The sequence below is a fragment of the Streptomyces sp. NBC_01463 genome (genome assembly GCA_036227345.1).
Lineage (GTDB): Bacteria > Actinomycetota > Actinomycetes > Streptomycetales > Streptomycetaceae > Streptomyces.
In genome coordinates this window covers 5,835,024-5,856,265 of the sequence record CP109468.1, presented here as the reverse complement: position 1 = coordinate 5,856,265, position 21,242 = coordinate 5,835,024, and the positions used below count along the sequence as shown (strand labels likewise).

Here is a 21,242-nt window from a genome sequence, read left to right as displayed (position 1 = left end):
GGTGCGGCGCGGCGGCGCTCAGTCCATCTCGCCCTCTCCCGTGCCGCTTCCGGTGTCGGAGCGGCCGCCCTTGAGGCGGTCCGCCCGGCCGATCGCCTCGGCCAGCTTCGCCACCGAGTCGTCCTCCGTCGTCCGGGCCAGCTCACGCGCCCTGGTGGCGAGTTCGCCGAGTCCGGGCGCGCCCGGCAGCGCGCCGCCGCGCAGGCTGTCGGCGAAGTAGGCCGCCACCGCGGTCACTTGGAGCCGGGTACTGCGGCCGCCCCACAACTCGCCGTCGATCGCGCCCGTCCCGACCGAGCCCGTCCGCTCGTGCGGGGCCCGGGTGGCGGGGTCGAGCCAGCGCACGGTCGCGGTCGCCACACGGCCCGAGGCCCCGTCCCGCAGCCGCACGGCGTAGAGCGCCGTCACCGTGTGTCCGGGGCCGATCTCGCCGCCGTCCACGCTGTCGTCGCGGAAGTCGTCGTCGGCGACCTTGCGGTCCTCGTACCCGATCAGCTTGAACTTCTCCACGGTCTTCGGGTCGAAGGCGACCTGTGCCTTGGCGTCGCGCGCCGTCAGTTCGAGGTGCGCGGGCAGCTGGTCGACGAAGACCTTGCGTGCCTGTTCCTCGTCGGCGATGTACGTGGTGTGGCCGTCGCCCTTGTTGGTGAGCTGTTCCATGAAGGCGTCGCCGTAGTCGCTGCCGACACCGACGCCGAACAGGGTGATGCCGTACTCGCGGCGGGCGGAGTCGATCCGCTCCAGGATGGCCTCGGCGTCGGTCTCGCCGGTGTTGGCCAGGGCGTCGGAGAGCAGGACGACACGGTTGTTGGCGCCCTTGCGGTGGCCGTCGACCGCCTCGTCGTAGCCGCGCCGGACACCCGCCGCCACATTGGTGGAGTCGGTGGGTTCCATGGAGTCGACGGCGTCGTGGATCTTTCCGCGGTGGTCCCGCAGCCGGGTCATCGGCAGCAGGGTCTTCGCCTCGTCGCTGAAGGTGACCAGGGAGACGGAGTCGTCGTCACGCAGTTCGTCGGTGAGGATGCCGAGCGAGGTCTTCACCAGTCCGAGGCGGTCGGGCGAGGCCATCGAGCCGGAGATGTCGACGACGAAGGTGAGGGCGGCGGGAGGCCGTTCGGCGCTGGTCGGCGCGGCCTTGGTGGCCAGGCCGACCCGCACCAGGGACCAGCCACCGCCCTCGTCCTGGCCTCCGCCGGGCCGTGCGCCGTCGACGGAGACGGTGAAGCCGTTGCCGGCCGGGCGCCGGTAGCCCTGGCGGAAGCTGTTGACGAACTCCTCGGGCCGTACGGTCTCCGGGGCCGGCAGCCTGCCGTCGTCGAGGGTGCGGCGCGCGTAGCCGTACGAGGCGGTGTCGACGTCCAGCGCGAAGGTGGAGAGGTAGTCGGGCGGGGCGGACTCTCTCAGCCGGTCGGACTTCTCCGCTCCGGACGCGTCCTTCGCCCCGTCCTCGGCCGCCCCGCCGGCCGCGGACCCGCCGGTGGCGGCCGGTGCGGGCGCGGGCGCCCGTTTGCCGCGTTCGGCGGCGCTCGTGTCGTGGGACGTCCCGCCCCCCGAGCAGCCCGTGAGCAGCACGCCCCCGGCGAGGAACAGCCCCACCGCTCCCCGGTACAGCCGTGTCCGGCGTTCCATCCCCTACCCCCAGTGTCGTCGTGTCACCACTTGTGAATGTGACGTGCGAGCGGGGGCGCCGGACTCGGCGAAGACGTTGCGGAAGGATCTCGATGCGGCAACGGAAGGCGGAGGTCCGGCGGAATGTCAAGGTCAGGACACGATGTCCTTACGGCTGAACCCACGGAAGGCGAAGGCGAACAGGATCAGGGCATACGTCACCGAGATGGCCGCGCCCTTCGCCATGCCGCCCCACTCCAGGTCGGGCTGGAGCGCGTCCGCCCACGCGAACTGCCAGTGGGCGGGCAGGAAGTCGCGCCAGGAGCCCAGCGCGGTGACGGCGTCCAGCACATTGCCGACGATGGTCAGCCCGACCGCGCCGCCCACCGCGCCCAGCGGGGCGTCCGTCTTGGTCGACAGCCAGAACGCCAGTCCCGCGGTGACGAGTTGCGACACGAAGATGAAGGCGACGACGAGCGCGATCCGGGGCACGGTGTCCCCGGTGGCGAGTGCTCCGCCGGTCGGCAGTTCGAGCGGGCCCCAGCCGTACGCGGCCGCTCCCGCAGCCAGTGCGACGAGCGGCAGCAGCACCATCGCGGCGAGGCTGAAGCCGAGCGCCACGACGAGCTTGCTCCACAGCAGTCTGGCCCGGGGCACGGGCGCCGCCAGCAGATAGCGCAGCGAGGACCAGCTCGCCTCGGAGGCCACGGTGTCGCCGCAGAACAGCGCTACCGGGACCACCAGCAGGAACCCGGCCGAGACGAACAGGCAGGTCGCCGCGAAGTTCGCCGCGGACGCCGTCGCGGTGTCCATCAGGGTGAGCCGCTCACCGCCCCCCGGCCCGCCGTCCGGGGTGCCGCCGATCGCGAACGCGATGATCAGGATGAACGGCAGCGCGGCCAGCACCCCGCCCATCAGCAGGGTGCGCCGCCTGCGCAGCTGGCGTACCGCCTCCACGCGCAGCGGGAGGGTGCGCCGGGCGCGGTATCCGGGCGCCTCGGGGGCCTCGGCGACTTCGGCTGCGGTACTCATGCGGAGCCTCCGGAGATCAGGGTGAGGAACGCGTCCTCCAGGCGGCGGTGCGGTCCGACACCGGTCAGCGGCACGTCCAGGCGCACCAGTTCGGTGACGAGCTGCGGCGAGGTGGCGCCGTCGAGCCGGACGAGCAGTCCGTGCGCGTCGTCGGTGCGGACGGCGGAGCCGATCCCGGCGAGCGCGGCGATCTTCTCGACGAGCGGTTCGGTGATCTCCTCGGCGGAGGTGACCAGCACCATGTCCCCGGATCCGGTGATCTCGGCGACGGGTCCGGCCTGGACGAGCCGGCCCCGGTCCATGACCACCAGGTGGGTGCAGGACTGCTCGACCTCGGAGAGCAGGTGGCTGGAGACGATGACCGTACGGCCGCCGGCCGCGTACCGGATCATCACGTCCCGCATCTCGCGGATCTGGGGCGGGTCGAGTCCGTTGGTCGGCTCGTCCAGGATGAGGAGGTCCGGCATGCCGAGCATGGCCTGGGCGATGGCGAGGCGCTGCCGCATGCCCTGCGAGTACGTACGGACGGCACGGGCCAGGGCGTCGCCCAGCCCGGCGATCTCCAGGGCCTCCTCGATGTGGGAGTCCCCGGCGGGCCGCCCGGTGGCCTGCCAGTAGAGCTCCAGGTTGGCGCGGCCGGACAGGTGCGGCAGGAATCCGGCGCCCTCGACGAAGGAACCGACCCGGGACAGCACGGGGGCGCCGGGCCGGATGGCCCGCCCGAAGACGCGGATCTCGCCGTCGTCGGGCGTGATGAGCCCCATCAGCATGCGCAGGGTGGTGGTCTTTCCGGCGCCGTTGGGGCCGAGGAGCCCGAGCACCTGTCCCTTCTCCACCCGGAAGGACAGCTCGCGCACCGCGTACCGGTCGGCGGACTTGGCGTACTTCTTCGACAGCCCGGTGATCTGCAGCGGTACGTCGGTGAGTGCGGGGTCGGGCGCGGGGGTGGCGGTCCGGCGCCGGGCGGTGAGCAGCAGGGCGGCGGCGATCACGACGGCGGCGGCCGGCAGCCCCCAGGTCCACCAGGGCAGGGTGGCCGACGCGGTCTTCAGGCCGGGGGCGGTGGGGATGGTCAGTGGCCCGTCGAGGGAGACGGTGTACGTGGTCGGCGCGGCCGGGGAGGCGTAGCCGAGGTCGGTGGCGGCGAGCACGAGACGCAGGCGGTGGCCGGAGTCGAGTTCGTGGTCGACGGCGGGCAGCGTCAGTTCGAGCGGCTTGCCCTGCTGCTCGGGGGTGATCCGGTAGGGGGCGACGAGCTGGGACGGGAGCACCTGCTGCTTCCCGTCCGGCGAGACGTCGTACACCTTGCCGAACAGCACCGCGTCGCCCTGCCCCGCCTTCACGTCGACCCGCACGGTGGGCGAGCCGGTGATGCGGCGGGAGGTGGTGAGAGGGGCGGAGTCGAAGGTGGCGTGCTGGCCCGGGAAGTCGATGGAGAGGCCGACGCCGAGCGTGGAGAGCTGGGCGAGACCGCCGCCGACGCCGGGAACGGCGGAGATGGCGGGCGGACTGGCCCCGGCGGGGTTGCTGAACTTCTGTGTGCCGCCGCGCAGTTCGACGGTCTCCCCGCCGCTGGTCAGCCCGGGGTAGGTGGCGCTGCTCGCGCCGCGGGTGAGGGCTGCTCCGTCGGTGGAGTCGATGCCGCCGGTCCGGGTGACGCGGAAGGCGGGTCCGGTGTCGGCGCCCTTGTCGTCCTTCAGATAGCGGTCGAACCAGGACCCGACCCGCTTCTGCACCCGGCCGGTCTCCATGTCGCCGCCGTCGTGCCCGCCGGCGATCCAGTCGACGGCGACGGGTGCGCCGTTGGCCCTGATGGCCCCGGCCATGGCGTCGGCCTGGCCGAGCGGGAAGAGGGAGTCGGTCTGTCCCTGCACGATCAGCGTGGGGACCTTGATGCGGTCGGCGACGGCGCTCGGGGAGCGTTCGGTGAGCAGCGCCCGCGCGGCGGCGTCCGGCTTCCCGCTGACGGCGACCCGTTCGTACATGTCGCAGAGCTGCTTCTCGAAGTTCGCGCAGCCGCCGCCGGAGGTGACGAAGATGCCGGCCCAGAGCTTCTTGAACACCCCGTCGGGGAAGAGTGCCCCGGCGAGGTTCCAGTAGGTGATCTCCGGGGCGATGGCGTCGACGCGCTTGTCGTACCCGGCGGCCAGGAGCGAGACGGCGCCGCCGTAGGAGGCCCCCGTCACGCCGACGCGAGGGTCGCCCTTGCGGTCGAGCTGGACCTCGGGCCGGCCGGCCAGCCAGTCGATCAGCCGGGAGACGTCCCTGACCTCGCGGTCGGGTGCGTTGAGCGAGATCTTGCCGCCGGACTTCCCGAACCCGCGGGCGGACCAGGTCATGACGGCGTACCCGTCGGCGGCCAGCTTCTCGGCCTGGGCCCGGGTCTCGGCCTTGCTGCCGCCGAAGCCGTGGCCGATGAGCACGGCGGGCCTGCGCCGCGTGCCGCCGGTGGTGAAGTACGAGGTGTCGAGGGACACCCCGTCGACGCGCATCATCCGGTCCTGCCGGTGCACGGCCGGTGCGCTGTCGTCGGCCACGGCGGTCCAGGTGCCCGCCCCGGCCAGCACGACGAGCGCGGCGATGCCCGCCGCCCACCGGCCTCGGCTGCGGGGCAGCAGGCGCCGCCACCGGGACGTACGCGCAATAGGGGTCTCCATGTGTCGACCCTAAGCGGCCCGCCGCCCCGCCTACGCTGCCGTCAGGCGGAAGTGCCCGGCCTCCTCAAGGCGTACGGCACGTCCTGCGCGTACTCCGCTCGCGGTATGCCCACCGGGCGGCCCGGCCCGACCTCCGAAAGGCCCTCCATGGACAACCCGGTGGAAATCCGGCGCGCCACGACCGTCGCCGAACTCGAAGCAGCCCAGCACCTCTACGACGGCCCGGCGCGCCCGGAGTGGGCGGCCCGCTTCCTCGCCGCGGACGGCCATCTGATGGCGATCGCCTACGTGGCCGGCGTCCCGGCCGGCTTCGTGTCCGGCATCGAGATGCTGCACCCGGACAAGGGGACGGAGATGTGCCTGTACGAGCTCTCCGTCGACGCGGCCTACCGCCGCCGGGGCATCGGCCGGGCGCTGACGCGGGCGCTGGCCGCGGTGGCCGAGGAGCGGGGCTGCTACGACATGTGGGTGGGCGTGGAGACGGACAACGAGGCGGCCCTGGCGACGTACCGCTCGGCGGGCGCGGCGGACGACGGGCGTTTCGCCATGCTGACGTGGGGGTTCGAGGCCGCGGAGTGACCGTGCGGTCTCAGCCCTTGAGGCCGGCCATGAGGTCGTGCATGTCGCTGATCATGGCCGGCTGGTAGGGCGCGAGGTCCGGCACCTCCTCGTCTCCGCCGCTCATCGGCGGGCCGTTGCCGTCGTCGTTGTACGAGGCGTAGGCGGCCAGCCGCAGGGAGAGGACGGCCCCGCCCTCCAGTACCCGCAGTTCGCAGGCGTCGTCCTCCATGGACAGCAGGTAGGCCCTGTCGCCGAGGTCCGGGACCTCCTCCACCTCGGTCTGCGGGTCGACGCCCAGTTCGGTCTCGTTCCGCCCGGCCTCGAACTCGGCGCGCGGGTCGGTCTCCTTGTGCAGGGCGATCGTGATCGCGACCGAGTAGTGGAGGGACCACCCCTCGTCCTCCTGTGCCTCTCCGCCCTCCGGCCGCAGGGAGATGAGGCAGTGGGTGCGGTCGAGTGCGGCATGGCGCAGCATTCGCGAGTCGATCGGGTCCTCCGGCTCCCTCGGCGCGATCGCCGCACCGATCGACTTCAGCCGTATGTCCGGGCAGGGGTCCCGGTCCAGCCGGTAGCCGTGCAGGTCGGGCGTCCGGTCAGCCGGTGCGTACACGACGAACGCCGTCGCCCACAGGGCCGAGGCCACCACGGCTCCGCCGAGCGCCCACAGCCCCTTCGCCCACCGCCGGGGAGTGCGCGGCGCCCGGTCCGCCGGCGTCGGGGCCGCGAGGTCCAGCACCTCCCGGTCATCCGGCGCGTCGAACCCGCCCGTCATCTCCGGCTCGGAAATCATGCTGCTCCCCCTCGGCCGCCGCCCCACGCACCCCGTGCCTCAGCACGATGATCCCACCGCCGTCCACCGGGCCGGCCGCCTTCCGGCCCGGCCCGTTCGACGTTCGCCGCGTCTTCGTGCCCACACGCTGGTCAGCGCAGAGGCTGATCCACTTCTGCGGCACGCCTCAGTAGGCGGTGCTGAGTTCCCAGAACCGGAAGACGGTCGAGCTGTCCAGGCAGTTCTGCAGGCCTCGGACGTTCTCGTGGGCGACCGCGTACTGCTTGCCCTGCCAGAGCGGCAGAATCGGCAGCTGTTGCGCCACGATGCCCTGCAGTTTCATGTACTCCTGCCGAGTGCTCGCGCGATCCGTCATGGACGAGGTCCGCGGGATGATCCGGTCGACGATCTCCTCGTTGTCGTAGTTGTTCGACAGGACGTTGCCCTCGCCGAAGAACGGCTGGGTGAAGTTGTCCGGATCGGGGTAGTCCGGCACCCAGCCCTTGACGTAGACGCCGTACTTGCCATCGGCGATCCCCTTCTCGTACTCGTCGAAGGCGACGGACTTCATCCGGGCGTCGAAGAGTCCGCTCCGGTTCAGCTGATCGGCAATGGTCTGCAATTCGTCGTCGGTGGCGGGTCCGTACCGGCTCGGGGTGGACCAGAGGGTGAGTTTCACCTTGTCCGCTATGCCCGCGTCCCGCAGCTCCGCCTTCGCCTGTTTCGGCTTCGGGCTGTCCCCGTAGGTGTCGAAGAAGGAGGTGCCGTGGCCGGTGATGCCGACCGGGATGACCGAGTAGAGCGGTTCCGCCGTGGACTGGTAGACCTCGCTGACCAGGGAGTAGCGGTCGACGAGGTGGGCGATGGCCTTCCGGACGGCGAGTTTGCCGACAACCGGGTCGTCGACGTTGAAGACCATGTGCTGGACTTCGGCGCTGTTGCCCTGGATTACCTCGATGCCCCCCTCCTCCGCGGTGGACGAGGTGTCCAGAGCGGCTATCGCCTTGGCGCTGAGGCCGCGGTAGGCGATGTCGACGTCGCCCTTCTCCAGAGCCGACCGGAGGGCCTGCTGGTCACCCCGGAAGAGCTTGAGGGTCACGCCCGAGTTCTTCACCTCGGCGGTTCCGTGATAGCCCGGGTAGACCGAGAAGACGGCTTTCCCCTTGTCGATGGAGTTCAGCCTGTAGGGACCCGAGCCAACCGCCTTGCCGCCCTGCAGCAGGCGGTCCTCGGGGTAGACCCGGCGGTCCACTATGGACCCGCCCCCCGAGGCGATCTTGCTGGGGAACGTCGCGTCGGGCACCTTGAGGCGGAAGACGACGGTCTTGTCGTCCGGGGTGCGGATCGACGAGATCGTGGAGAGCAGCGGCGCCGGGCCCGCAGGGTCGTTGATCCTGATCGTCCGGTCGAAGGAGTACTTGACGTCCGCCGACGTGAGGCGGTTGCCGTTGCTGAACTTCAGTCCGTCACGCAAGGTGCAGGTGTACGTTCTGCTGCCGTCGGAGAACTCGCACTCCTTGGCGGCCTCCGGCACGGGAGTGGACGCTCCGGGCGGAAAACTCAGCAGGGACTGGAAGACGTTGTTGAACAGCAGCCAGGACCCCGGGTCGTATCCCGAGGCCGGATCCGTGGCCAGGATGTCGTCGGACATCCCCACGACCATCCTGCTCTCGGAGCCCTGGGAGCTGCAGGCCGTTAATAAAACCGCTGCCAGTCCCCCGGCGATCAGGGTGCTCGGCCGCCTCGTACGAACCTTCACAGAATGTTCCTCATGCTCTCGGCCGGCCGCGTGGGGGGTGTCCCCGGACAACCGGATCAGGTCGGAAACGACAGCGAACACCGCGACCGTCCAGCTCTGCCGGCCCGACTCGTTCAGGACCGACGGACTGCCCGGACTCGGTGTTCGCCAGGAATTCTTCACATGATGACTGACCACCAAATGCCAGTCGGTGGACGGCAGTTGGCAAGCAGATATCAATCTCGTGGTGATGTCGGCAATCTACTTGCACCCCGTGATGCGCGCTGTCACATCGCGCGAAGAAATCTTCGTCCAACAGCCCGCGAACCCACTGGACCCGGCCCTACGACCTGAGCTGTCCGGATACCTCAGCGATTTACCCATTCAAGCCGGACGCTTCATACCTCTGTACAACCTGTCGGTGTATACGAACAGATTGAGGATCCCCGGGTGAACGCCGGACGAGCGGATATCGCAATCGAGTTGTCCGAGGGTTCCGGGTGGGAATCCCGCAACAGGCGCTCGGTTCACTCCGTCCCCGGGCATCCCGCCGGTGCCGGGTAGGGCCGCTCGTCCGGCAGCAGCCGGGTTGCCTCATCCGCCTTGCCCGCCCTCGCCAGTTCGTGGATCTCCCGGGCGAGCGGGGTGACATCGCGGATCGCCACCGTCCACTCGTCCGCGTACCGCCGCGCCGCCTCCCCCGCGAGACCGAGCTGGAGGGAGCGGTACGCGAGCCGGTTCAGGTGCAGGTCGCGCTCGGGGTCCCACTGGACGCGGGCCGGAGCGTGGCGGAGGCTGCGCTTCCAGGTGGCGAGGTCCGGGTGCACGCCCCGTTCGTAGTGCGACAGTTCGGCGTTGGCGAGCGCCCAGTCGAAGCCCTCGCGGGTGATCTCGACGGCCAGGACCGTCTCCTGGCCCTCCTTCGCCGCCCAGCCGCAGCGGTACATCATCCACAGGAAGCTCGGCTTGATCCACGTCATCCGGTCACGTTTCCAGGCGGGCGGGAAGCGGCCGTCGCGGGCGGCGGGGAGGCCGAGGGCCGGGGAGTACGCCTGGTAGACGGTGACGGTCGTGCCGGTGTGGAGCGCGCGGATCTCGTGCTGCGGCGGGGTGGGTGCGGTCATGGGGACATCCCAGCACCGGCGGGCCCACCTGGGCTAACGGGTTTCCGAAGTCGCGCCGCGGTGGGCGTTCCTGACGGTCCGGCAGGCGAGGGCGGGCGAACCCTGTCACCCGCCGGCACTGACATTAGTCACACGGAGATCAGTACACGCGGCTCTGCCGGGGGCCGGGGTCCGGCGGCCAGTCTGTACGTATCGAGAGCGGGAGCCGAAGGGGCGCCGCCGACACGGGAGGAACCCGACATGAGCAGCCCGGCCGCCGCAGTCACCGCACCTGTCGCAGACGTCACGGCCGGCACGGTTCCGTTCGCCCCGCGCAAGGCGCTTCTGGACAGCCTGACGCCGCTGCTCGTGGACGTGGGCGTGCCGCTCGTCTCCTACTACCTGCTGAAGTCGACGGGCATGGGCACGTTCGGCGCGCTGGCCTGGAGCAGTGTGCTGCCGGCGGTGCGGACGGCGTGGGGCGTGGTGCGCGACCGGCGGCTCAACGGGCTCGCGGCGCTGATGGTGACGGTCAACGCGGTGGGGCTGCTGCTGAGCCTGGTGGCCGGTGACCCGCGGCTGATGCTCCTGAAGGACAGCGGGGTCAGCAGCACGATCGGTCTGGTGGTCCTGGTGACGGCGCTGCGGGGGCGGCCGATGATGTCGGCGGGGCTGCGCCCGTGGCTGACGCGGGGCGAGGCGGCCAAGTCGGCTGCCTGGCAGCGGCTTTCGACGGAGTCGGACGCGTTCCGGCGGGCCGAGATGCGGTTCTCGGCGGTGTGGGGTGCGGCGCTGCTGACCGAGTGCGCGGTGCGGGCCGTGGGCGCGTACACCGTGCCGGTCGAGACGATGGTGTGGGCGGGCTCGGTGGTCCTGGGTGCCGCGATGGTGCTGGCGTTCCTCGTCTCGGGCCGGGTGGCCGTCGTCCCGATGGAGCGGATGATCGAGGAGGCGGCCGGTACCGGCCGCTGACCTCCGGCAATCGCCGCAGGGCCGCTCCGGGGGAGCGGCCCTGCGGTCATGTCGCGTGTCCCTGGTCAGTGGTTACGGGGGAACCCCAGGTCCACGCCGGCGGGGGCGTCGGCCGGGTCCGGCCAGCGGGTGGTGGTGACCTTGCCGCGGGTGTAGAAGTGCACGCCGTCGTTGCCGTAGATGTGGTGGTCGCCGAAGAGCGAGTCCTTCCAGCCACCGAAGGAGTGGTAGCCGACCGGCACCGGGATCGGGACGTTGATGCCGACCATGCCGGCCTCGATCTCCAGCTGGAAGCGGCGGGCGGCGCCGCCGTCGCGGGTGAAGATCGCGGTGCCGTTGCCGTACGGCGAGGCGTTCATCAGCGCCACGCCCTCCTCGTACGTGCCGACGCGCAGCACGCACAGGACCGGGCCGAAGATCTCGTCCTTGTAGGCGTCCGATTCGGTGGAGACGTGGTCGAGGAGGGAGAGGCCGATCCAGTGGCCGTCCTCGAAGCCCTCGACCGTGTGGCCGGTGCCGTCGAGGACGACGTCGGCGCCCTGGGCGGCCGCGCCGGTGACGTAGGAGGCGACCTTGTCGCGGTGGGCGGCGGTGATCAGCGGGCCCATCTCGGACGCCGGGTCGTTGCCGGGGCCGATCTTGATCTTCTCGGCGCGGTCCTTGATCCGGGCGACCAGGTCGTCGGCGACGGCGCCGACCGCGACGACCGCGGAGATCGCCATGCAGCGCTCACCGGCGGAGCCGTACGCGGCGGAGACGGCGGCGTCGGCGGCGGCGTCGAGGTCCGCGTCGGGCAGGACCAGCATGTGGTTCTTCGCGCCGCCGAGCGCCTGGACCCGCTTGCCGTTGGCGGACGCGGTGGCGTGGATGTAGCGGGCGATCGGGGTCGAGCCGACGAAGGAGACGACGGAGACGTCCGGGTGGTTGAGCAGCCCGTCGACGGCGACCTTGTCGCCGTGCAGGACGTTCAGGACGCCGTCCGGCAGACCCGCCTCGGAGGCCAGTTCCGCCAGCAGGTTGGCGGCCGACGGGTCCTTCTCGCTCGGCTTGAGGACGAAGGTGTTGCCGCAGGCGATGGCGAGCGGGAACATCCACATCGGCACCATGGCCGGGAAGTTGAACGGCGTGATGCCGGCGACTACACCGATCGACTGGCGGATCGAGGAGACGTCGACCTTGGTGGAGACCTGGGTGGACAGCTCGCCCTTGAGCTGGGTGGTGATGCCGCAGGCCAGCTCGACGATCTCCAGACCGCGGGCCACCTCGCCGAGCGCGTCGGAGTGCACCTTGCCGTGCTCGGCGGTGATCAGCGCGGCGATGTCGTCGCGGTGGGCGTCCAGCAGGGCCCGGTAGCGGAAGAGGATCGCGGTGCGGGCGGACAGCGAGGACGTGCCCCATGTCGCGTACGCGTCCTTCGCGGCGGCCACCGCGGCGTCGACCTCGTCCGGGGATGCCAGCGCGACCTGGGTGGTGACGGCACCGGTGGCCGGGTCGGTGACCGGGCCGTAGTTGCCCGACGCGCCCTCGACGGTCTTGCCACCGATCCAGTGGTTGACGGTCTTCATGCTGTGACTCCTTCAGAGGTGGCGGCGTCGGTCGGTGACGTGACGTTCGTACTCTTCCCGGGCTTTTACCGCCGACGGGCGAGTGGCCGTTTCGGCTACGGCAACATCCCACCACGCCTGTGCCGGAGGGGGGCCCGACACTGTGTCTGGCGTTTCGGTCTCGACGTAGACACAAGTGGGACGGTCGGCCGACCGGGCCTCGGCCAGGGCTTCGCGCAGTTCGCGTACGGTCCCGGCGCGCAGCACCCGCATGCCGAGGGAGGCCGCGTTGGCCGCGAGGTCGACGGGGAGCGGCGGTCCGGTGAAGCCGCCGTCCGGTGACCGGTGGCGGTAGGCCGTACCGAAGCCTTCGGCGCCGACGGACGCGGAGAGACCGCCGATCGACGCGTAGCCGTGGTTCTGCAGGATGACGAGTTTGACCGGGAGGTTCTCCTGGACGGCGGTGACGATCTCGGTGGGGTTCATCAGGTACGTGCCGTCACCGACGAGCGCCCAGACCGGGCGGCCGGGGGCGGCCAGCTGCACGCCGATGGCGGCGGGGATCTCGTATCCCATGCAGGAGTAGCCGTACTCGACGTGGTACTGGAGCGGGGACCGGGTCCGCCAGAGTTTGTGCAGGTCACCGGGGAGCGAGCCGGCGGCGTTGATCAGGATGTCGTCGCCGGTGACGAGTTCGTCGAGGAGGCCGAGGACCTGGGTCTGGGTGGGGCGGGCGTCGGGGTCCTCGGCGGCGTAGGCCGCGTCGACGCGTCCTTCCCAGCGGGTCTTGGCGTCGGTGTACTCGCTCTCGTACGCGGCGTCCGCGCGGTAGTGGTGCCCGGCCAGGGCGGCGGTGAGGTCCTCCAGTGCGGTGCGGGCGTCGGCGACGAGCGGAAGCGCGCCGAGCTTGTGGGCGTCGAAGCCGGTGAGGTTGATGTTGAGGAAGCGGACGTCCGGGCCGGCGAAGAGGGTGGCGGACGCGGTGGTGAAGTCGGAGTAGCGGGTGCCGATCCCGATGACGAGGTCGGCGGTGCGGGCCAGGTCGTCGGCGGTCGCGGTGCCCGTGTGGCCGATGCCGCCGACGTCGGCGGGGTGGTCGTGGCGCAGGGCCCCCTTGCCGGCCTGGGTGGAGGCGACGGGGATGCGGGTGGCGGCGGCGAACGCGGCCAGGGTCTCCTCCGCCGCGCTGTGCCGGACCCCGCCGCCGGCGACGATCAGCGGCCGGCGGGCGGCGCGCACCGCCCGGACCGCCCGGTCGAGCTCGTACGGGTCGGGGGCGGGCCTGCGTACGTGCCAGACGCGCGGCGCGAAGAACTCCGGCGGCCAGTCGTACGCCTCGGTCTGGACGTCCTGCGGCAGCGCGAGCGTGACCGCGCCGGTCTCCGCCGGGTCGGCGAGGACCCGCATGGCCTGCAGAGCGGCCGGGATCAGCGCTTCGGGGCGGGTGATCCGGTCGAAGTAGCGGGAGACGGGCCGCAGGCAGTCGTTGACGGACACGTCGCCCGCGGACGGCACTTCGAGCTGCTGGAGCACGGGGTCGGCGGGCCGGGTCGCGAAGGTGTCGCCGGGCAGCAGCAGGACCGGGAGGTGGTTGACGGTGGCGAGGGCGGCGCCGGTGACGAGGTTGGTGGCGCCGGGGCCGATGGAGGTGGTGACGGCGTGCGCGGACAGCCGGCCCGACTGGCGGGCGTAGCCGACGGCCGCGTGCACCATGGCCTGCTCGTTGCGGCCCTGGAGGTAGGGCATCGCGCCCCCGGTCTCCAGGAGCGCCTGGCCGACGCCCGCGACGTTGCCGTGGCCGAAGATCCCCCAGGTGGCGCCGATCAGCCGGTGCCGGCGGCCGTCGCGCTCGGTGTACTGCCGGGCGAGGAAGGCGATCAGGGCCTGGGCGGTGGTGAGGCGGCGGGTGCCGGTCCCGGTCATCCGTGGGCCTCCGTCCCGTACAGCGGGAGCCGGGGGTCCACCGGCTCCCCGGGCCAGGTGTCGCGGATCCAGGTGTGGTCGGGGTGGTCGCGGATCAGCCACTCCCGCTGCTCCCCCGGGCCCGCCATGACGTTGAGGTAGTACAGGGTGCGGCCGGGCGGCGCAATGGACGGGCCGTGCCAGCCGTCGGGGATCAGGACGGCGTCCCCGCTGCGGACCTCGGCGAGGACGTCCGTGCCGCCGGGGCGGGACGGGGAGACCCGGTGGTAGCCGAGTCCGCCGTCCGCCACCTCGAAGTAGTAGATCTCCTCCAGGACGGACTCCTCGCCGGGGTGGTGCTCGTCGTGCTTGTGCGGCGGGTAGGAGGACCAGTTGCCGCCCGGGGTGAGGACCTCGACGGCGATCAGCCGGTCGCAGTCGAAGGTGTCGGCCGCGGCGAAGTTGTTGACCTGGCGCGAGCAGGTGCCCGAGCCGCGCAGCTCGACGGGTACCTCCGGCGCGGGGCCGTAGCGAGCGGGGAGTCGTCGCTCGCACTTCGCTCCTGCCAGGGCGAAGCGGCCGCCTGCGCCGGAGGCGATCTGTGCATGGGCGTCACGCGGTACGTACGCGAAGTCGGATACCCCGCTGAACACGCTCTTCCGGCCCAGCAGTTCAAAGATCTCATCTGAGATGTGCACCGTACAGCCACCGGTCAACGGCAGTACGATCCACTCGCTCTCCCCGGTGACAAGTGTGTGAACACCTCCCGGCTCCAGCTCCAGCACCCGCAGGCCCGACCGCTCCCAGCCGGCCCGTTCCGGACCGATGTCCAGGGTGTACGGACCGCTTGCCGCGCTGCCCGCGGGCACATGGTGCCCCGGCTCTCCGTGCCTCGTCGTCCCCGGCAACGTCATGCCCCTTCCCTGCCCGTCATGTCCGGTTCGAGAGCCGCGCGGCGGTCGGCGGTGACGGCACCCGCGGCGAGGGCCGCCTCGACCTCGTGCGGGAACGGCATCGCGGAGGAGCAGGCGAGCCTCGACGCGACGATGGCGCCCGCCGCGTTGGCGTACCGCATCACGCGGGCGGTGTCCCAGCCGGCGAGGAGCCCGTGACAGAGCGCGCCGCCGAACGCGTCGCCCGCGCCGAGGCCGTTGACCACCTCGACGGGGAGCGGCGGTACGTCGGACACCGTGCCGTCTCGGTGGACCGCGAGGACCCCTGCGGGGCCCTGCTTGACGACGGCCAGTTCGACCCCGGCGGCGAGGAGGGCGCGGGCGGCGGCATACGGTTCGCGTTCGCCGGTCGCGATCTCGCACTCGTCGAGGTTGCCGACGGCGACAGTGGCGTGGGCGAGCGCCTCGCGGTAGTGCGCGCAGGCGGTGGAGCCGCTCCCGTCGCCCGTCCCTGCGTCGTCCCAGAACATCGGGCGCCAGTCGAGGTCGAAGACCGTGATGCCGCGGCGACCACGTGCCCGGAGCGCGGCGAGCGTCGCCGAGCGGCTGGGTTCGGCGCACAGTCCGGTGCCGGTCATCCAGAACACCCGGGCGGCGGCGACCGCTTCCAGGTCGAGCTCGGATGCGTACATCTCCAGGTCCGGGGCCTTGGGCCGGCGGTAGAAGTAGAGCGGGAAGTCGTCGGGCGGGAAGATCTCGCAGAAGGTGACCGGGGTGGGGTACGCCCCGACGGCCGTCACCCACCGGTCGTCCACCCCGAACTCCCGCAGCTGCCGGCGGAGGTACTCCCCGAAGGCGTCCCGCCCCGTGCGGGTCAGCACCGCGGTGCGGTGGCCGAGGCGGGCCGCCGCGACGGCGACGTTGGTCGGTGAACCACCGAGGAACTTCCCGAACGTGTCGACCCGGGCGAGCGGCACCCCCGTCTGCAGGGGATAGAGGTCGACCCCGATCCGTCCCATGGTGATCACGTCGTACGGTTCAGACATCCGCGTCCCTTCGACGGCCGGTGCGGCGGCCGGCCGGCACCGGACCGGCCCCCGGTCGACTCCTCCCCCGGAACGCCGCGAATGATGTGTCCGGACATTCGGACCATTGCTTGACACTCCTCGTCCGGGGCCGTGAGGCTTGACCGCATGACCTCCTCCGCTTCCGCCCCGGCCCGCATCCGCATCGGTTCAGCGCCCGACTCCTGGGGGGTGTGGTTCCCCGACGATCCGCGGCAGGTGCCCTGGCAGCGGTTCCTCGACGAGGTCTCCACCGCGGGTTACGAGTGGATCGAGCTCGGTCCGTACGGCTACCTCCCGACCGACCCGGCCCGCCTCGCCGACGAGACCCGCAGCCGCGGGCTCACCGTCTCGGCGGGCACCGTTTTCACCGGATTGCACCACGGTCCGGACGTCTGGGACCAGACCTGGGCGCATGTCGCGGACATCGCGGCACTCACCCGGGCGATGGGCGCCGGCCACCTCGTGGTCATCCCGTCGTTCTGGCGCGACGACAAGACGGGCGAGGTCCTGGAGGACCGCACCCTCACCGCGGAGCAGTGGCGTCATCTGACCACCCAGACGGAACGGCTGGGGCGCGAGGTGCAGGACCGCTACGGCCTGCGCATCGTCGTCCACCCGCACGCCGACACCCATATCGACAGCGAGGAGAACGTCAGCCGCTTCCTCGACGCCACCGATCCCGAGCTGGTCTCGCTCTGCCTGGACACCGGTCACTACGCCTACTGCGGCGGCGACAGCGTCAAGCTGATCGAGACCTACGGGGAGCGGATCGGCTATCTGCACCTCAAGCAGGTCGATCCGGAGATCCTGGCGCAGGTGGTGGCGGACGAGGTGCCGTTCGGCCCCGCCGTGGCGCGCGGCGTGATGTGCGAACCGCCGGGCGGGGTCCCCGATCTGGAACCCGTACTGGCCGCCGCCCGCCGCCTCGACGTGGACCTGTTCGCGATCGTCGAGCAGGACATGTACCCGTGCCCGCCGGACCGGCCGTTCCCGATCGCCCGCCGCACCCGGGAGTTCCTGCGCTCCTGCGGCGGACCGCCGGCCCGGACCGTCTGACACGCCGGGGCTCCGGCGGACGTGACGTGGGAGCGGGCGGCGGTGTTGTCCTCACGAGAGGACGGGGTGCCCGCCACCGCCGTCACCGCACCGCACGAGGAGCAGCTCACCGTGATCCGCACCATCGCACCCTTCCGCCGCGCGGCCGGGGCCCCGGCCCTGGCCGGGCTCGTCCTGGCCGCCGCACTGGCCGTGTGCTCCGGCGCCCCGGCCGCGGCCGACGGCGACAACGCACCGCCGCCCGGCTCCAGTCCCGTCTGCGCGTTCTACGACGGGGACGGCACGACCGTCTTCGGCGAACAGGGCGAGCGCGTCTCCCAGGTGCAGTGCATGCTGGCCAACCGGCGCTACCTGCCGTGGGAGGCCGTCGACGGCGTGTTCGGCACCCGGACCCTCGCCGCCGTCCAGCGCTTCCAGGCCGACCACCCGCCGCTCGTCCCGGACGGCCTCGTGGGCCCGCGCACCTGGTCGGCGCTCTGGCACGCGTAGACAACAGGGGGGTGGGCCCGCGGGCCCACCCCCTGCCGCCGCACCGACCCGCCACGGCCCGCTCCGTCCCGCCCGCATCTTTGGCCCCATGCGTTCCTTCTGTCACAGAGATGACCCCCTCGTCACACATATCTCCGTTACGCGGGTTTTCCGTCACAGGCGCACGACAGCCCCACCCCACCTCCCGCCACCCTCGTTCACCGGACACAAGGCTGAGTGATCGTCAGCGTCCGTGCCGCAGCTCCCCCGACGGCCCCCAGGCCGCCGCTGCGGTGCAGAGAGGTGGCTCTTATGACGGACAGAACGCTCTGGTCCTACAAGGACATCGCCGCGCACATCCGGGTACAGCCGGACACCGTCCGCTCCTACCGCAAACACGGTCTGCTCCCGGCACCGGACCACGTGGAGAGCGGCAAGCCGTACTGGTACGCGGACACCGTCCGCGCCTGGGTCGCCGCCCGCCCGGGCAACCGGGGCCGCCGGGACTGACCGCACCCCACCCCTGCGCTCACCCGAATGGCGGGCTGCGGCCGGAGCCGCTCGCATTCATACCCCCTAGGGGTATAGAGTGATGAGTGTGGGGACGCACCGGCCCTCCCTCAGTCCCCCTGGGCCCCTGCCGCCACATCCATTTGTGCTCGTCGAAGAGGAGAACACGATGACCGCCGAGACCCAGCTCCCCCAGGCGACCGGCTCCTGCTGCTCGCCCAGCGGCTCCTGCCACGACGGCGCGGACGCCGGGCAGGGCGGCGTGACCGCCGTCTACCAGGTGACCGGCATGACCTGCGGCCACTGCGAGGGCGCGGTCTCCGAGGAGATCTCCGGTATCGAGGGTGTCACCTCGGTGAAGGCCGTGGCGTCCACCGGCCAGGTGACGGTCGTCTCCCGCGCCGCCCTGGACGAGGAGGCCGTGCGCGCCGCGGTCGACGAGGCAGGGTACGAGCTCGCCGGCCGGGCCTGACCACCTCGGGATCCACGGCACCCGCATCACCCCTTTGCCACCGGGCCGGACCGACCAGCAGATACTGGTGGGGCACGGCCCGGTCGGCGTTTCAGGAGTTCGGACATGCACAGCGCAACAGACGTCCAGGTCCCGGCAGCGGAGGACTCGGAGGCCGAGTTCACGATCGGCGGGATGACCTGCGCGTCCTGCGCGGCCCGCGTCGAGAAGAAGCTGAACCGGATGGACGGGGTCACCGCCACCGTGAACTACGCGACCGAGAAGGCCCGGGTCGCCTTCGGTCCGGGAACCGGTATCGCGGATCTGATCGCCACGGTCGAGAGGACCGGCTACACGGCGCAGCCGGTGGAGCGCCCCGCACCGGCATCCCCGTCACCGGCGGCGGAGGTCCCGCCCACCCCGGGCGCGGACCTCGGCACCGGGCCGGACCCGGAACCGGACGCACAGCCCGGCCCCGCCCCCGACACCGCTCTCGACTCGCTGCGTCAGCGGCTCATCGTCTCGGCCGTCCTCTCCGCCCCCGTCGTGTTGCTCGCGATGGTCCCGGCCCTCCAGTTCGACAACTGGCAGTGGCTCTCCCTCACGCTCGCCGCCCCCGTCGTCGTCTGGGGCGGGCTGCCCTTCCACCGCGCCACCTGGACCAACCTCCGGCACGGCGCGGCCACCATGGACACCCTGGTCTCGGTCGGGACCCTCTCCGCCTTCGGCTGGTCGCTCTGGGCGCTGTTCCTCGGGGACGCCGGGATGCCCGGGATGCGGCACGGCTTCGACCTCACGGTCTCCCGTGCCGAGGGCTCGTCCACGATCTATCTGGAGGTCGCGGCGGGGGTCGTCACCTTCATCCTGCTGGGCCGCTATCTGGAGGCGAGGTCCAAGCGGAAGGCGGGTGCCGCCCTCCGGGCGCTGATGCACCTGGGCGCCAAGGACGTGGCGGTCCTGCGGGGCGGTACGGAGGTACGCGTCCCCGTCGGCCGGCTCGTCGTGGGCGACCGCTTCGTCGTCCGCCCCGGCGAGAAGGTCGCCACCGACGGCACGGTCGTCGAGGGCGCGTCGGCCGTGGACGCGTCGATGCTCACCGGCGAGTCCGTGCCCGTCGACGTGCGGGCCGGGGACTCCGTCACCGGCGCCACGGTGAACGTCTCCGGCCGGCTCGTCGTCGAGGCCACCCGGGTCGGCACCGACACCCAGCTGGCCCGGATGGCAAAGCTGGTCGAGGACGCGCAGAACGGCAAGGCGGAGGTGCAGCGGCTGGCCGACCGGATCTCGGCGGTGTTCGTCCCCGTCGTCCTGGTGATCGCACTGGTCACCCTGGTGTCCTGGCTGCTGGTCACGGACGACGTCACGGCCGCGTTCACGGCCGCCGTCGCCGTCCTGATCATCGCCTGCCCGTGCGCCCTCGGCCTCGCCACCCCGACCGCCCTCATGGTCGGCACGGGCCGCGGCGCCCAGCTCGGCATCCTGATCAAGGGCCCCGAGGTCCTGGAGACAACCCGCCGTATCGACACGATCGTCCTGGACAAGACCGGCACCGTCACCACCGGCCGGATGACACTCGTCGACGTCCACACCGCCGACGGCACCACCGAGGCGGACGTCCTGCGCCTCGCCGGCGCACTGGAGCACGCATCCGAGCACCCCATCGCCCAGGCCGTCGCCACCGGAGCCACCGAACGGACCGGCACCCCACTCCCCACCCCCGAGGACTTCACCAACATCCCCGGGCTCGGCGTCCAGGGCGTCGTCGAGGGCCACACCGTCCTCGTCGGCCGCGAACAGCTGCTCGCCGACGCCGGAATCGAGATCTCCGGAGTGCTTTCCGCCACAGTGACGGAGGCGGCGGCCCAGGGTCGCACCGCGGTCGCGGTCGCCTGGGACGGTGAGGCGCGCGGCGTCCTGGAGGTGGCCGACGCGGTCAAGGAGTCCAGCGCGGCGGCCGTTGCCGATCTCCGCGCACTGGGCCTGACACCGGTCCTGCTGACCGGTGACAACCGGGCCGTGGCGGAATCCGTGGCCCGCGCGGTCGGCATCGACGAGGTCCGCGCCGAGGTGCTGCCCGAGGAGAAGGCGCACGTCATCGCACGGTTGCAGGCTCAGGGACACGCGGTGGCCATGGTCGGAGACGGGGTCAACGACGCGGCCGCGCTGGCCACCGCCGACCTCGGCCTGGCCATGGGCACGGGCACCGACGCGGCGATCGAGGCGAGTGATCTGACGCTCGTTCGTGGAGATCTCAAGGTGGCCGCCGATGCCATCCGGCTCTCCAGGCGCACCCTGGCCACGATCAAGGGCAACCTTTTCTGGGCATTCGGCTATAACGTTGCTGCTCTACCCCTTGCGGCATTTGGCCTGCTCAACCCTATGATTGCGGGAGCGGCGATGGCCTTCTCCTCGGTCTTCGTCGTGACGAACAGCCTGCGCCTGCGGTCCTTCACGTAATTTCCACAAAGAGATCTAGATCACACCGGTTTCAGGGTAACCATTCGGTGGGTTCGCGAGTCTAAGAGTGCGATGCCAAGGATGTCTTGGGGGACGTCCGTCGGAGGGTCTTGGGGGACGCTCCGGGCAAGCGTTGGCCGGGGCACGTGCACCGGGGAGCTTTGAGCGGCCCTCCCGTACGTACGTACCCCGGCAGACCGCAGGCGGTAGGCAGGCGGTACGGGGAGAAGAGCACGACCAGCAGTACCGAGGAAACCCAGGAGCTTCGGCTCCCACAGAACGCCCGGCCGGATCCCGTGGGGGGAATCCGCTCCGGGATATGGGAAGCGCCTCGTTGTCGGCCCGTGGGGGGATCGACGGCGAGGCGCTTCTCGCTTTCCCGCGGGAGCGCTCCCGCAAGCGGACCCGACGCGTCCGGCACAACCGGCCGACGGACGGGCTGCGGGCGGCCAAA

17 protein-coding genes are annotated in these 21,242 nt (G+C 71.6%); 7 read left to right on the top strand and 10 right to left on the bottom strand.

Annotation, left to right across the window (positions count from 1 at the left end):
- Window positions 1-18 precede the first annotated feature (18 nt).
- The 3 genes from OG521_25940 to OG521_25930 form a co-directional block, all read right to left on the bottom strand.
- Window positions 19-1,629: a von Willebrand factor type A domain-containing protein gene (locus tag OG521_25940; protein ID WUW24024.1), complete on the bottom strand. Its 1,611-nt coding sequence runs from the start codon at window positions 1,627-1,629 to the stop codon at window positions 19-21.
- A gap of 132 nt (window positions 1,630-1,761) precedes the next feature.
- Entirely contained in the window at window positions 1,762-2,640 is an 879-nt protein-coding gene (locus OG521_25935; GenBank protein ID WUW24023.1) for an ABC transporter permease subunit, read from the bottom strand.
- Window positions 2,637-5,297 carry an alpha/beta fold hydrolase gene (locus tag OG521_25930; GenBank protein ID WUW24022.1) on the bottom strand — a complete coding sequence of 887 codons (2,661 nt, stop codon included), beginning with the start codon at window positions 5,295-5,297 and terminating at the stop codon, window positions 2,637-2,639. The genes OG521_25935 and OG521_25930 overlap by 4 nt, the downstream gene beginning before the upstream one ends.
- A gap of 159 nt (window positions 5,298-5,456) precedes the next feature.
- Here OG521_25930 and OG521_25925 point away from each other — a divergent pair, with 159 nt between their 5' ends.
- Window positions 5,457-5,876, top strand: a complete 420-nt coding sequence (locus OG521_25925; GenBank protein ID WUW24021.1) for a GNAT family N-acetyltransferase — start codon at window positions 5,457-5,459, stop codon at window positions 5,874-5,876.
- A 10-nt stretch (window positions 5,877-5,886) separates the two neighbouring features.
- Here OG521_25925 and OG521_25920 read toward each other — a convergent pair whose 3' ends face one another.
- The 3 genes from OG521_25920 to OG521_25910 all read right to left on the bottom strand — a co-directional run bounded on the left by OG521_25920 (window position 5,887) and on the right by OG521_25910 (window position 9,489).
- Window positions 5,887-6,648: a hypothetical protein gene (locus OG521_25920; protein WUW24020.1), complete on the bottom strand. Its 762-nt coding sequence runs from the start codon at window positions 6,646-6,648 to the stop codon at window positions 5,887-5,889.
- A gap of 166 nt (window positions 6,649-6,814) precedes the next feature.
- On the bottom strand, window positions 6,815-8,386 hold the full coding sequence (locus OG521_25915) for an ABC transporter substrate-binding protein (protein WUW24019.1): 1,572 nt from the start codon (window positions 8,384-8,386) through the stop codon (window positions 6,815-6,817).
- A 506-nt stretch (window positions 8,387-8,892) separates the two neighbouring features.
- Entirely contained in the window at window positions 8,893-9,489 is a 597-nt protein-coding gene (locus OG521_25910; GenBank protein ID WUW24018.1) for a DUF4291 domain-containing protein, read from the bottom strand.
- Between the two features lie 240 nt (window positions 9,490-9,729).
- On the opposite strand from OG521_25910, the gene OG521_25905 reads away from it, so the two are divergent.
- Window positions 9,730-10,440, top strand: coding sequence for a hypothetical protein (locus OG521_25905; protein WUW24017.1), 711 nt, complete (start codon window positions 9,730-9,732; stop codon window positions 10,438-10,440).
- Between the two features lie 65 nt (window positions 10,441-10,505).
- Here OG521_25905 and OG521_25900 read toward each other — a convergent pair whose 3' ends face one another.
- From OG521_25900 to iolC, 4 genes are read right to left on the bottom strand one after another with little or no spacing between them, the layout of a single operon-like run.
- Entirely contained in the window at window positions 10,506-12,005 is a 1,500-nt protein-coding gene (locus tag OG521_25900; GenBank protein WUW24016.1) for a CoA-acylating methylmalonate-semialdehyde dehydrogenase, read from the bottom strand.
- Between the two features lie 12 nt (window positions 12,006-12,017).
- The gene (gene iolD, locus OG521_25895) at window positions 12,018-13,907 is read right to left on the bottom strand and encodes a 3D-(3,5/4)-trihydroxycyclohexane-1,2-dione acylhydrolase (decyclizing) (protein ID WUW24015.1); all 1,890 of its coding nucleotides are present in this window, start codon (window positions 13,905-13,907) and stop codon (window positions 12,018-12,020) included.
- Window positions 13,904-14,800 (bottom strand): 5-deoxy-glucuronate isomerase, encoded by an 897-nt coding sequence (gene iolB / locus OG521_25890; GenBank protein ID WUW24014.1) that lies wholly within the window; start codon window positions 14,798-14,800, stop codon window positions 13,904-13,906. The genes iolD and iolB overlap by 4 nt, the downstream gene beginning before the upstream one ends.
- Window positions 14,797-15,825, bottom strand: a complete 1,029-nt coding sequence (gene iolC, locus OG521_25885) for a 5-dehydro-2-deoxygluconokinase (GenBank protein ID WUW24013.1) — start codon at window positions 15,823-15,825, stop codon at window positions 14,797-14,799. The genes iolB and iolC overlap by 4 nt, the downstream gene beginning before the upstream one ends.
- Before the next feature lie 147 nt (window positions 15,826-15,972).
- Here iolC and OG521_25880 point away from each other — a divergent pair, with 147 nt between their 5' ends.
- The 5 genes from OG521_25880 (at window position 15,973) to OG521_25860 (ending at window position 20,788) form a co-directional block, all read left to right on the top strand.
- Window positions 15,973-16,902, top strand: a complete 930-nt coding sequence (locus OG521_25880) for a sugar phosphate isomerase/epimerase (GenBank protein WUW24012.1) — start codon at window positions 15,973-15,975, stop codon at window positions 16,900-16,902.
- 42 nt (window positions 16,903-16,944) lie between these two features.
- Window positions 16,945-17,391 carry a peptidoglycan-binding protein gene (locus tag OG521_25875; protein ID WUW24011.1) on the top strand — a complete coding sequence of 149 codons (447 nt, stop codon included), beginning with the start codon at window positions 16,945-16,947 and terminating at the stop codon, window positions 17,389-17,391.
- 291 nt (window positions 17,392-17,682) lie between these two features.
- On the top strand, window positions 17,683-17,880 hold the full coding sequence (locus OG521_25870) for a MarR family transcriptional regulator (protein ID WUW24010.1): 198 nt from the start codon (window positions 17,683-17,685) through the stop codon (window positions 17,878-17,880).
- Window positions 17,881-18,049: 169 nt separating this feature from the next.
- A complete protein-coding gene (locus OG521_25865; protein ID WUW24009.1) occupies window positions 18,050-18,352 on the top strand; it encodes a heavy-metal-associated domain-containing protein in 303 nt (100 codons plus the stop codon).
- A gap of 105 nt (window positions 18,353-18,457) precedes the next feature.
- On the top strand, window positions 18,458-20,788 hold the full coding sequence (locus OG521_25860; protein WUW24008.1) for a heavy metal translocating P-type ATPase: 2,331 nt from the start codon (window positions 18,458-18,460) through the stop codon (window positions 20,786-20,788).
- The last annotated feature ends 454 nt before the right edge of the window (window positions 20,789-21,242 follow it).